Raw genomic sequence first — 11,906 nt, forward strand, 5'->3', positions numbered from 1 at the left:
CCTAAAATTCGCCTCAAGCGATCGCTAGTAGCTATTGGTATTGGCGAACAGAAATAACCACTGCTAACACTCGCGAAAACGCTGGGCAGCCTCAAGAACCAGTCGGCGGGCTTGCTCTGGCCCAAAGCGGCCTTGTGGCTCAAACGTTTTGCCCTTAGCCGAGTTGTATGACACGAAGAAGTACTCAATCTCATGGATGAGGTTCTGGTTCAGGTCGTCGAGAGTCTTCACGTCACGTTGGTTGCGGGAGTTGGCGGCAACGGCGAGCAGGCGATCGTTACGCTCAGTTTTACCCTCCTCGGTTTGAAATGCACCAAAGCCCCCAATCAGACGCGACGGGACGAGGCAGCCGACGAAGGCAGGCTCTTCCATTAGTACCAGCACATCGATCGCATCGCCGTCGTCGGCTAAAGTTGAGGGCACGAAACCGAAGTCGTATGGGAAAAATGCGCCTGCTGCCAGTATGCCACCTAACTTGTACAGCCCGTGCTTCTTGTCCCACTCAAATTTATTGCGGCTGCCCTTGGGCGTATCAATAATGACGTGCAGCGTTTGGGCATCGTCTGAGTCAAATGGGGGCAGGTGGAGGGGATCGGTTGCCATAGTTTACTAGAGTTTACTCCACGTATTGATTTGAGAAGAGCGATCGCACTCAAGCCTAAAAAGCGAAAGGATATGTTTCCGGTGCTTCGCCTGTATCCCAGTGGGGAGTGCGTTCTAAAGGTTCTAAACCTCGCGTTTCATTCAGATGAATGATCGCGTCGAATTGGTCGGATAGACGAGCATGGAAGTAATGACTGACGCGCTCACTTTGAGGTAGATAAATCACACCGATCGCACGTTCTAATCGAGGCTGGCGAAGCTTTTCGGTGGCTGGAGTGTTATCCCGCAGGTTGAGCCAGAAGCGTGGCAGACCTGTAGAGTGAAACAAGGCTTCATAACTACCTGACAAGGCCGGACGGACACGTTTGCGTTCAGGCGGTGCGCCCCAATCCGAGGCAGCAGTGACGGTACCCGTGTAGGTACTGAAACCGACCAATATGGCATCATCGCCATAGCGTTGACGCACCAGTTGCCCGACATTCAGTTCTCCAGACGCCCCCATGTCCGTTGCCCGTGCATCCCCAAGATGGGAGTTGTGCGCCCACAGGACAACTTTGGTGCGATTTCCCTGTCGATCCAAATGGGCGACGAGGTGATCGAGAGTCTCTGCCATGTGGCGATCGCGCAAGTTCCAGGATGATACCCTACCGCGAAACATCGAGCGGTAGTATTCCTCGGCGTTCTTCACCAGTCGTGCATTCTGTTCGGCGTAGAAAAACTCATCCTCTACCATGCAGCCATCCCGTTGCAAGTACTCAGCAGTACGGCGTTGCAGTTCCCGTAGCTGGTTCACCGCCTCGTCCTCACAAGATTCACTCAAGTCCAAGCTGGCGGCATATCCGTAAGATTGACTGTCCTCGCCAAAATGCTTTAAGCATGAGTAGCGAGACCGCGCCCTCTTCGCTGCCTCTGGGTCAATCTTGTCGAGATACTCCAGAACGGCCTTGATGGAGTCATACATGCTATAGAGGTCAAGTCCGTAAAAGCCTGTCTTTGTCGCATTGGCTGGCAATGAGTGATTGTAGTTACGCAGCCAGTCAACAAAGTTGACGACAACCGTGTTACGCCACATCCAAGCTGGGAAGCGAGCAAAACCTGTAAGGGCGTCGGTACTTGTGGTATCCGTGCTGATACCCTGCACATAACGATTAACCCGGTAGGCATCCGGCCAATCCGCTTCAACAGCGACAGCGGAGAACCCTTTTTCCCGAATCAGCCGCTTGGTAATTTCAGCCCGTTGTTCGTAGAATTCGTGTGTTCCGTGAGACGCCTCACCCAGCAGAACAAAGCGAGCATCACCAATTAAATCCATCAATGGGTCGTAATCTTCAGCCGCACCCGTTACTAGATAAGCGGCCTCACGCAGGACATCGGTTATGTTTGTTTTTGTTACATTTCCCATCGTTCTAGTCCTTTTAGGCTTTAGCCATCAGTCGCCCCAACAGCTGAGGGTTGAGCGATACAGGTCGCCTGTTTGAGCAGGTCTTGCACCTCTTCGTCTGTTGTTTGCGAGAAGTTGTCGTACCAGTAACCAACGCTATGGAAGGGACACGGTGTCATGGCGCAGATGATTTCATCGACCTCAGCTTCCAATTCATGGCAGCTTTCGGGTGACGAGATCGGCACGGCAACGACAAGGCGAGCGGGTTGCTGTTGCCGCAAAGCCTTTACTGCTGCACGCATCGTTGCCCCCGTTGCTAGACCATCATCGACCAGAATGACGATGGATTCATGTACATTGGGGACAGGGCGGTCATTCCGATAAAGGTGTTCTCGCCGTTTTAGCTCCTGCTCTTCTTTTGCAGCCACCTGGTTGATTATGGCTTCTGAGATATGAATGGCTTCTACTACGTCCTGATTGAGAACTCGCACACCACCCGATGCGATCGCTCCCATTGCCAACTCTTCCTGACCCGGTACCCCCAGTTTGCGAACTAGAAAAACGTCCAAGGGAGTATTTAGCGCTTGGGCAACCTCAAAGGCAACAGGTACACCTCCTCTAGGTAGTGCCAACACTAAAACATCCGGGCGGTTAGCATAGGCGGCTAGCTTCCCAGCCAGATGTTGACCTGCCGCCCTTCGGTCTTTAAGTCGCATTGTTTTTACTCCTTAGCGTTCAGCGGTCAGTGAATTGGTTTATTGGCAATGATGGGTACTAAATTGCGATCGCGCACTTGCCTCTTAGTTTTCACCTCACCTCATGTGTAAATGAGGTGAAAAGTCAGACAAAGTCAGACTTGTGTCTCCCATTCATCCCAAGAAAATGCTTCTTCCCGTATTAGCTTGTGATTAATTCTCCTACTATTGCCTCAACATCCCTAAGCTTCGTTTTAAGCGTAAGTAGCAGGTTAATGAATTCTCTTCACTCTCTAGTAGGGGATTGTTTCTGTCTAAGGAAATAGATAATCTTTGGTGCAAAAATAAAATTTTTTACTGGCAACTCAACCATTTTCCTGATAGGAAAATAAGCCTTCAAGGTCGGCTGGAGTATTACAATTTAATAAGAATTGAGTATCATTAATTGCCAGTTGCTGAACAGGATATTGCGCTAACCAGGACTGAAACGATCGCCCTCCCTGGTTGATAAATTGAGTGAGCAGGGGTAGACACTGGCGTCGATAAAAACCACACAAGGGTTCCCAACCTTTAGACTGTCGCGGCAGCAGAGCAATAGTATTTTCTTCCGTCTTGTCTAGCTCCGTTGCCCAATCTTGTAAAACCTTAACTTGTAGTTGAGGCAAATCGCAGGCGAGTAACAGTACCCAATCGGTTTCAATTTGAGCGAGTCCTTGAGCAAATCCAACCAAGGGGCCATGAGGTGATCTTTCCCCTGGTAACGGAACTTCCTCAATTAAACGGCAGGCATCCGGTAAAATTTCTTGGTAGCGATCGGGCCAAGGGGTAACGACATAGACCTCCTTAGCACAGTTGAAAGCCACTTCACAAACCCGTCGCAGCAGTGGAATACCCTGGAGAGGAATCAAGGCTTTGTCCTGACCCATGCGAGAACTCTGTCCGCCTGCCAGTACGATCGCAGAAAGTCCTTCAGTCTTGCTCATCTATTACGCCAGAACAGACAGTTCATCGACGAGGGTTAGGCGTCCTCGACGTACAGCACGCAGCAAGCGGTCAATCACGCTCAGCTCTTCTGTACCCAGATTATCTTCTAAAAGAGCCGCCATCAGTCCATAGCGGTCAGCTTGTGTGAGATGACCAGATGTACTAACTTCAGCAAATAGGTCAGAGAGAGCACCGGGGAGAAGAACTGGGGACTGCATTACTACGACTGCTAAACTTGATAACTCTACTATTCCTGAAAAACAAGCAGCTACAAGTGACAATTTTAATCGTCGCGAGTGACAATTCTCTAGGAGCTAGGGTGACCCCGATCACATTGACCAAGAATTTGGATTTTAGATTTTAGATTTTGGATTGGGTCTTTCCAGTACAAGCGGGACTTAGTCCCACTATTACAAGAGTCCCAACCCATAGATGGCCAGAGTTGTAGGAGAGGATGAGCAAATGAGGTATTTTTATCCTTTAACCTTCATCGTTCAACCTTTAGGAGCACTCAATCTGAATCAGGACAAAACTCGGTACGATAGTAGTCTACCTGTATACTTCACCCTGAGCGCCGCGGGAATGCTCACGGTTGTAGCGTTTAGGTAAAAGCGCTGAGCGCTCTTCGTGACGTGTAGCTTAGCTAAGCCTAGCGAGTTCCACTCATAGTGTGAGGCTGGCACACTGCCGTCAGGGCAATCGTGTTAGCGGGGCGCTACCCCATCCCGCTTATCAGCACAGAACGCAGTGTTCAGAAAGCCGAGTGCAATACCAGCCTTGTTTCTTACTACAAAGTAGGAAGTCGCTTTTCACCCCGCTCTTCCCCAAGAAGTGAGGACACAGGAGTGAGTAACACAGAAAACACCCCTTCCCCCTTCCCTTCAGATGTCCCGTTAATGTTTTTCCCGAACCGGGAGGATGTGACCGATAACCAGCCCGTTGAACAACACAAGCAAATCTTGAAACAGCGCTTGCACCGACAGATTCAGGCACTGGTGACATTAGCAAGGAGCCAGACCATTGACCGAGGTGAGTTGAACGCTGCCTTACGGGAAATTACTGAAGTTGCTGCCAGCGTTCTTGAGGTTGAGCGAGTCAGCGTTTGGCTCTACCAAGGAATTTCTTCTTCCCAACTGCTACCTGTCTGGTTCTTTCCCCAAGTCAACGAGGCTCTGTTCGAGCGCTCAGCACCGCCAGGGACAGCCAGTAGCGACGGCATACGGATGAAATGTCTTGACTTGTACGAACAAACTCGAGGATGTCATACCTCTGGGATGGAACTGGCGGCAGTAAATCATCCTGCTTATTTCCAAGCCTTAGCCAGCGAAAGCCCCCTGGCGGTGAGGGATGCCCACACTGACCCGAGAAGCCAGGAATTATCGGAGTCCTATCTAACGCCGAATGGAATCACCTCAATCTTAAATGCCCCGATTTTGCTCAACGGTCACATGGTGGGCATTGTCTGTCACGAACACATCGGTGTACAACGCCAGTGGACGTTTATCGAAGAGAATTTTGTCGCCGCGATAGCCACGTTGGTAGCTCGGATTATTGAAGCGTGCGATCGCATCCTGACCCAAAAGCAAATGAGGCAGCATCACCAATTTTTAGTCAGCGAATACTATGACGAACTAGAGAGATTGGTGGAAGAACGGACTGCCGAACTGACTCAAGCTAATGCCAAACTGCAAAAGGAAATTAACAGGCGTTCTGCGGTAGAAGCTCAATTGAGAAATTATCAGCACCATCTTGAGGAGTTGGTAGAAGAGGGGACTCGCGAAATCATCCAGACGAACGAACAACTTCAACAAGAAATTCTCAGCCATCAACGGGCACAGGAAGCACTACAGGAAAGCGAAGAACAGTTTCGCTGCTTGTCTGAGGCAACGTTTGAGGCCATTTTGATTATGGATCAGGGCAATTTATGCCAGGTGAATAGTAACTTTACTCAGCTATTTGGTTACGAACCTTCAGACGTAATTGGCAGGAATTTGGCAGAATTTTTGGCACCCGAATATCGGGTCTGTGTGCAACAGATTACGGCATCCAATAGTGAGCAAATGTATGAAACGCGCTGTCTAAAACAAGATGGAACAACGTTTCCCGCTGAAATTCGCAGTAAAGCCATTCCTTATCAGGGACGTCTCGTTCAAGTGACAGCTATTCGAGACATCACTGCACAAAGCCAAGCTCAGGAGGAACTCAAGCAATCGCTCTCTTTGTTGAATGCCACTCTCAACTCCACAACTGACGGAATTGTGGCGGTCAATACGGCGGGGAAAATAGTCAGCTTTAACCAAAAATTTGTGGAAATATGGGGGCTTTCTCCTGAAATACTAAGATTGCCCGAACAGCAAGAGCGATTTCGGTTTTTCCAGGAGCAATTGAAAGAATCTGAAGGCTTTTTACAAAGAGTCAACCAGTTTTACACTCAACCCAGTGCCGAAGGCTACGATGTGCTGAACTTGAAAGATGGTCGAATTATTGAGTGCTTTACCCAGCCTCAACGTAGTGGTAGTCAAATTATTGGTCGAGTGTGGAGCTTTCGGGATGTTACCGAAAGATCTAGGGCAGAAAACACATTACGGCAGCATCTCCAACAAGAACTGCTGATTGCGGGTATGTGCGATCGCATTCGTCAATCTCTGAACCTTAGGGAGATTCTCAGCAGGACTGTGGAGGAAGTGCGGCAATTTCTGGCTACGGATCGGGTGATCATTTACCGTTTTGAGCCAGACTGGAGCGGAACGGTGGTCGTAGAGTCTGTTGCTTATGACTATCTCGCCACCCTAGACACGGTAATTCATGATCCCTGTTTTGGAGCAGACCAGATCGTACCCTACCAGCAAGGACGTATCCAGGCGGTTGCTGATATTTATGCAGGAGGATTAACGCCTTGCTATACCGAATTTTTGAGTAGGTTGCAGGTCACAGCTAATCTTGTCGTACCCATTTTATATGGAGTGAGTACTCAGCGAAGAGGGAGAGGGAGAGGGGGAGAATACCCCAACTTAACCCCAGAATTATCCACGAACGATTACCCGCTCACTCCGCTCTCGAATCATCCCCTTTCAGACACTTCCTCACCGGCCTTATGGGGACTGTTGATTGCTCATCATTGTAGTGGCTCTAGGCAATGGCAGCCCCTAGAAATTGATTTGCTCAAATCCTTAGCGACTCAGGTTGCGATCGCGATTCAGCAGTCCTCTTTATTTGAACAGCTAGAAGCTGCCAATCAGGAGTTACAGCGCCTTGCGAGTATCGATGGACTCACCCAACTGGCGAATCGACGGCGATTTGACGAATATCTTTTCGATGAGTGGCGGCGGTTAGCACGGGAGCAAAGACCCCTATCCCTGATTTTATGCGACATCGATTATTTCAAGCTTTACAACGATACCTATGGTCATCTCGCCGGAGACTTCTGTTTGCAGCAGGTTGCTGGAGCTCTCCGTCATTCAGTGAGGCGTCCCCCTGATTTGGTTGCCCGTTACGGTGGAGAAGAATTTGCCATGATTCTACCGAACACGGATGCCAGAGGAGCGGCTTTCGTTGCCGAAACTGTCCGACAGCGCGTTCGAGGGTTGAGAATTCCTCATATCCAATCACCCGTGAGTGAGTATGTTACTCTCAGCTTGGGGGTTGCTACTACTATTCCCAGACTCGATAGTTCAGCGCAACGGTTAATTGCAGCAGCAGATGAAGCGCTGTATCGTGCAAAAGCCGAAGGGCGCGATTGCCTTCGGCTTCAAGGGTGAAGTGTGAAGTCTGTTAGCGTTGGCGGAGCATGTCCTTGGCGCAGGATGGGAGTAATTAAAAATTTCTATGCCTTGTTCCACATTTCCCGGATTTTTTGGGGCAAGAAGCTGGCAATTTCTTCAATTCGTTCTCTTGACAATTCCTGCTTAGTAGCACTAAAGACAGCACAAATAACTGTTTCTAGGTCTAATCCAGGGGCTAATTTAGCCTCTTGACGAATTCGGAAGAGAAAGGAATCGGAATCAAACTTCATTGGCCCCTGAACCCGGCTGAGAAACCCAACAACAGGGTTCGTATCTTTCCATAAATCACTGACATCATCCGGTATAGGTTTGTATTCTTCGGTGGGCACTATTTCATTTTCTTCATCCAGTTCTGCCGCCACGCGATCAGAGGCTTCTGTCGTCATCAAATCGCGCATGGTGCGAAAGACGAGTTCAGTGATATCCTTCGCTTCAAAGGCGTCTTCTAAATGCCCTTGGCGCATTACCGTTTCCATGAATGTCATATAATTTCTCCTGAAGTTAACAACATTTTTAGGCTGCCCAACCCTCAAATTGTGACATTGGGCAGTTTTAACAGACAAGAGTTAAAAGAGTTTTATGGTTTTACGGGTGCTGTATGACCAAACTCAGCGGTTTCTCACAATTCTTGGCGTAGGCGTTCTCACTAAACTCTGCATTGATATACTGCTTTTGATTTAAATAATCCAAGTGACCCAACCCGATGAAATGCTTGTTAGTTTACCCTTTTCTTGGCTCTTATCAATAACCTTAAAAGTGATCGCTAGCTCCTGCATCCACCACAAGAGGCAACCCAAAAGGTAGATTGTTAATTAAGCTAATTTTTAAAAATTTTATTTAATTTTTGTTTCTAATTAGTTTAAAAATTTCAGTTATGTGCATCAAGTTTAGATACGGGAAAGGTGACTGTAATGGTTGTGCCTTGATTGAGAACGCTTTCAACCTGAATCTGACCGTGATGGTTTTCTACGATTGCCTTGGCGATCGCTAATCCTAATCCTGAACCGGCTGCCGCATCATGTTTTCTAGCGGGGTCTACTCGATAGAAACGGTCAAAAAGGTGGGGTAATGCTGAGTCTGAAATGCCGATGCCCGTATCGCGTACTTGTACTCGAAGTAGGGACTGTGTGTGTCGCCCCCCAACGTTGCTGAGACGTTCTAACTGTTGCAATTCCACCTGTACCGATGCCTCATCGGGATTCTCGGTAGAGGCACGAGTGTATTGTAGGGCGTTACTCACCAGATTTGTAAATAAACGGGCTAGCTGATCCCAGTCTCCCAGAAGTGTAAAAGTCTCGTCTGATAAAGCCGGGACTATAGCACAGTGTTCGCCTGCAAATTCTGCGTTGGGTGTTTCAACGAAATGTAGGGAGAGGGAAATGCCCTTCTCAGCCGCCACTAACTGTTGCTCTTCAATGACTTCCATCAGCAACGCATCAAGGGGTACAGGTTGCCATTGGGGTTGTACTATCCCACTATCCACCCGTGCTAAAAAGAGTAAGTCATTCACCAAACGCCCCAATCGTTGGGTTAACCGTTCCACCACCTTGAGTTGGTGGCGTTGTAGGGGAGATTCCAAGTCCGGATCAGCCAAGGCAACCTGCACGTTGGTTTGAATCATAGCGATCGGGTTCCTCAGTTCATGAGAGGCGTCGGCTGTAAATTGCTTCAGGCGTTGGTAAGACTCGCGCACGGGCTTCATGGCGAGTCCGGAAAGGAACCAGCCGATCGCAGCGACAGAAATCACCATGAAAATTGTGCCCAATGTAAGATCGACAATGAGCTGGCGAATGGGCTTAGTCACCTCAAACCAAGGATGGCTTACCCGTAGATAGCCGAGAACGTAGCGCCCGATTTGGACTCGTTTGGTTACCTGCCGCAACAGATGATCCGCCGATAAATGTACGGTTTCGCCCGTATCGTTAGGGTGTAAGGAAATATCCAGAGGTTCGGATAAAGTTGACCACTGCAACTCTCCGGTAGGGCTAAACCACTCTAAGTCAATGTGGTCATCTTCTGCGGCGTCGGCGTTATCTCGAAAACTAGCTTCAACGTTCACTCGGAAGGGGATGTCGGATAATCGGACAGGTTCGATCACGAGCGATCGCTCCACCACTTCCACCACATGTTCGAGAGTGTCATCTACCCGCTCGATCAGGGTGCTACGAACATATAAATAAAAACCCGTGGCAAATAACAACAGCAGGACTGCTGTTACAGTGGTGTACCAAAGAGCTAAACGTCGGCGAGTGGCTTGGAACATGAGAGTATGCCTCTCTAACTCTGATGGCAACAGTATCCCAATACCTCTACACCTTTCAATACCTGAGTTCGACGTAAGAGACTTTTCAACCAAAGAATCAGGGATGTTTCTTGTTCACTGTTCACTGCTCACTAGACCTGTTTTGAAAGTCTCCTTTCATCCTGGAGTGTGAGCAGATGCTCATGAACGTCTCTCGCAAAAATCCTGAAATGCCCCTTAAATCCCCCAATTCTGGGGGACTTTGAGATTCATTCCTGTTCCCCCCAAAGTTAGGGGGTTAGGGGGGCAAAAATCGAATGAGAGCAAGAGGTCTACTGTTAAAGCTTGTCCTGTACGAATCGATTTTTCTGAGCAGGAATAACTTATAAGTCCTCCATCCTAGGTATGGACTCAGAGAGTAGTGCAGTAGAATCCGCCGCTGCTGAGGAAGCTCAAAAGTCCTTCTTTAGACCTATTCCATTTGATAGGTAGTAATACTCATGTATGACAGTCATAAAGGATATATGTAGAAAAGTTAAGGGGCATCACTCATGATTTCACGTTGGTCTAATCCACTACCGAGAGAAGAGTACACAGCCGCCAAGGTCGTAATCTGTGCTTATGAGGACAGATGGGTTCCCATTACATTTTCCAGTTTGGCGGAGGCGATACGGCTTTATCATCAGGCGTTGCTTCACGGTACAGAAATTTTTGTTTTTCCGCCTGATTTAGCTCCCTGGAGTTTAGTGACTCCAAATTATCAACAATCTTGGCATTAGATAAACCATGCTCTTGTACTTTTGCCTTTGGCAAGCGAAAGCGTAAAGCGGCGTTATTTTTAGATGAGTGCTAACACTGGTAATAGTATGAGAGCAAAACGGGGATGACTTACAATCGCAATCAGCCTAGAACCTATGATGTTGTCCTTGGCGGTCAAACTCCAACCCCCATGTATGGGGCGATTTTGGGGGGACTGCCAGGAGTCAAGCAACGCTTAAGTAGGAGCTATCTTGGGGATACTCCGTCCCATGTAGCGCAACGAGTGAATGCGCTCAAAGATGCGTTGAATTATGGAGTTGAAGGCTTAGACTTGGTGATTGAGGCATTAAAAGACTCTTCCTGGCGGGTTCAGCGAACGGCCTACTCGTTACTTCAAGGCTCTCAAGAACCAATTGTCATACAGGCGTTGCAGGAGTACAATCCTTACGATCGCTTCCAATGTCTGTATCGATATCCCACGGGAAAATCAACAACGTATGCGATCGCGATTACTCCCGATGGACAAGTGATGGTCAGTGGAGGAAACGACCGCATCATCACATTACGGCATCTGGGAACTGGCAGAATCCTCCGTACTCTGACCAAACATAGTGACTCCATTTATGCCCTGTGCTTAAGTAACGATGGGCAAATCCTTGCCAGTGGAGGTCGGGACAAAACGCTACACGTCTGGAACCTACAGGCCGTAAGTAACTATAATTCGATTTCTCCTACAGGTCGAAGCATCGGTGATGGCCTAACCTATACCTTCACAGGACATTCGGATTCAATTAACTGCATTGCTATGAATCCGAATGGAAAAATATTGGTCAGCGGCAGTGAGGACAGCACGATTCATCTGTGGAATCTGGAGACGGGTAAGTTTCTGGCCTGCTTAGAGGAACATGAAGCTGGAGTAAAAGCGATCGCATTAACGCCAGATGGGAAAATCCTAGTCAGTGCTAGTGCTGACCACACGATTAAGCTGTGGCAACTCCCTAAAATCAAAACCCCTATCCATACTCTTACGGGACATTCAGACTGGGTGAAATGTATTGCCATTACTCCAAATAGCAAGATACTCGCGAGTGCAAGTCAGGATAAAACAATCAAGCTATGGGACTTGCATACGGGAGAACTCAAAAGCACTCTGGTTGGACATTGGGGCGAAGTGAATAGTATTGCTTTTAGTCCCGATGGGCAAACGCTGATCAGTTGTAGTCGAGATGAAACTATTCGGCTGTGGCATCTGAGTACAGGAAAGCATCTGCACACGTTATCAGGACATCAAGGTGCTGTTGCGACAGTTGCCATCAGCCCGGATGGACATCCCCTTATCAGTAGTAGTTGGGATCATACAATTCGGGTGTGGGGAATGAAAGGTTGAAACATGGAGAGAATATCCAAATAATATTTGACACGATTATTTTTAAAGGTGAGTTTAGGGAAGATATCTGGGA

At 48.4% G+C, this 11,906-nt stretch carries 11 protein-coding genes; 4 read left to right on the forward strand and 7 right to left on the reverse strand.

The window, feature by feature from the left end; translation table 11 throughout:
* Positions 1–63: 63 nt before the first annotated feature.
* From V6C93_RS08600 to V6C93_RS08620, 5 genes are all read right to left on the reverse strand, one after another.
* Positions 64–603: an inorganic diphosphatase gene (locus V6C93_RS08600; protein WP_333476242.1), complete on the reverse strand. Its 540-nt coding sequence runs from the start codon at positions 601–603 to the stop codon at positions 64–66.
* A gap of 55 nt (positions 604–658) precedes the next feature.
* Complete coding sequence (locus V6C93_RS08605; RefSeq protein WP_333476243.1) at positions 659–2,005, reverse strand: erythromycin esterase family protein; 1,347 nt, start codon at positions 2,003–2,005, stop codon at positions 659–661.
* Between the two features lie 20 nt (positions 2,006–2,025).
* A complete protein-coding gene (locus tag V6C93_RS08610; protein ID WP_333476244.1) occupies positions 2,026–2,700 on the reverse strand; it encodes a phosphoribosyltransferase in 675 nt (224 codons plus the stop codon).
* A 344-nt stretch (positions 2,701–3,044) separates the two neighbouring features.
* Positions 3,045–3,662 carry a molybdenum cofactor guanylyltransferase gene (locus V6C93_RS08615; protein ID WP_333476245.1) on the reverse strand — a complete coding sequence of 206 codons (618 nt, stop codon included), beginning with the start codon at positions 3,660–3,662 and terminating at the stop codon, positions 3,045–3,047.
* Positions 3,663–3,665: 3 nt separating this feature from the next.
* The gene (locus tag V6C93_RS08620; protein ID WP_333476246.1) at positions 3,666–3,881 is read right to left on the reverse strand and encodes a hypothetical protein; all 216 of its coding nucleotides are present in this window, start codon (positions 3,879–3,881) and stop codon (positions 3,666–3,668) included.
* A 244-nt stretch (positions 3,882–4,125) separates the two neighbouring features.
* On the opposite strand from V6C93_RS08620, the gene V6C93_RS08625 reads away from it, so the two are divergent.
* Positions 4,126–4,272 (forward strand): hypothetical protein, encoded by a 147-nt coding sequence (locus V6C93_RS08625; protein WP_333476247.1) that lies wholly within the window; start codon positions 4,126–4,128, stop codon positions 4,270–4,272.
* A gap of 236 nt (positions 4,273–4,508) precedes the next feature.
* A complete protein-coding gene (locus V6C93_RS08630) occupies positions 4,509–7,421 on the forward strand; it encodes a diguanylate cyclase domain-containing protein (RefSeq protein ID WP_333476248.1) in 2,913 nt (970 codons plus the stop codon).
* A gap of 65 nt (positions 7,422–7,486) precedes the next feature.
* On the opposite strand, the gene V6C93_RS08635 is transcribed toward V6C93_RS08630, so the two are convergent.
* Complete coding sequence (locus V6C93_RS08635) at positions 7,487–7,930, reverse strand: DUF2267 domain-containing protein (protein ID WP_333476249.1); 444 nt, start codon at positions 7,928–7,930, stop codon at positions 7,487–7,489.
* A gap of 383 nt (positions 7,931–8,313) precedes the next feature.
* Positions 8,314–9,708 (reverse strand): sensor histidine kinase, encoded by a 1,395-nt coding sequence (locus V6C93_RS08640; protein ID WP_333476250.1) that lies wholly within the window; start codon positions 9,706–9,708, stop codon positions 8,314–8,316.
* A 530-nt stretch (positions 9,709–10,238) separates the two neighbouring features.
* Here V6C93_RS08640 and V6C93_RS08645 point away from each other — a divergent pair.
* Both V6C93_RS08645 and V6C93_RS08650 read left to right on the forward strand, forming a co-directional pair.
* Entirely contained in the window at positions 10,239–10,466 is a 228-nt protein-coding gene (locus V6C93_RS08645; protein ID WP_333476251.1) for a hypothetical protein, read from the forward strand.
* A 104-nt stretch (positions 10,467–10,570) separates the two neighbouring features.
* Positions 10,571–11,833 carry a WD40 repeat domain-containing protein gene (locus tag V6C93_RS08650; RefSeq protein WP_333476252.1) on the forward strand — a complete coding sequence of 421 codons (1,263 nt, stop codon included), beginning with the start codon at positions 10,571–10,573 and terminating at the stop codon, positions 11,831–11,833.
* The last annotated feature ends 73 nt before the right edge of the window (positions 11,834–11,906 follow it).

The sequence above is a fragment of the Allocoleopsis sp. genome (assembly GCF_036703385.1).
Lineage (GTDB): Bacteria > Cyanobacteriota > Cyanobacteriia > Cyanobacteriales > Coleofasciculaceae > Allocoleopsis.

Excerpts from the sequence above, each read along its gene's own strand:
- V6C93_RS08640 (WP_333476250.1), bottom strand. The coding sequence starts at position 9,708 with ATGTTCCAAGCCACTCGCCGACGTTTAGCTCTTTGGTACACCACTGTA.
- V6C93_RS08615 (WP_333476245.1), bottom strand. The coding sequence starts at position 3,662 with ATGAGCAAGACTGAAGGACTTTCTGCGATCGTACTGGCAGGCGGACAG.
- V6C93_RS08610 (WP_333476244.1), bottom strand. The coding sequence starts at position 2,700 with ATGCGACTTAAAGACCGAAGGGCGGCAGGTCAACATCTGGCTGGGAAG.
- V6C93_RS08620 (WP_333476246.1), bottom strand. The coding sequence starts at position 3,881 with ATGCAGTCCCCAGTTCTTCTCCCCGGTGCTCTCTCTGACCTATTTGCT.
- V6C93_RS08600 (WP_333476242.1), bottom strand. The coding sequence starts at position 603 with ATGGCAACCGATCCCCTCCACCTGCCCCCATTTGACTCAGACGATGCC.
- V6C93_RS08625 (WP_333476247.1), top strand. The coding sequence starts at position 4,126 with ATGAGGTATTTTTATCCTTTAACCTTCATCGTTCAACCTTTAGGAGCA.
- V6C93_RS08635 (WP_333476249.1), bottom strand. The coding sequence starts at position 7,930 with ATGACATTCATGGAAACGGTAATGCGCCAAGGGCATTTAGAAGACGCC.
- V6C93_RS08650 (WP_333476252.1), top strand. The coding sequence starts at position 10,571 with ATGACTTACAATCGCAATCAGCCTAGAACCTATGATGTTGTCCTTGGC.
- V6C93_RS08605 (WP_333476243.1), bottom strand. The coding sequence starts at position 2,005 with ATGGGAAATGTAACAAAAACAAACATAACCGATGTCCTGCGTGAGGCC.
- V6C93_RS08645 (WP_333476251.1), top strand. The coding sequence starts at position 10,239 with ATGATTTCACGTTGGTCTAATCCACTACCGAGAGAAGAGTACACAGCC.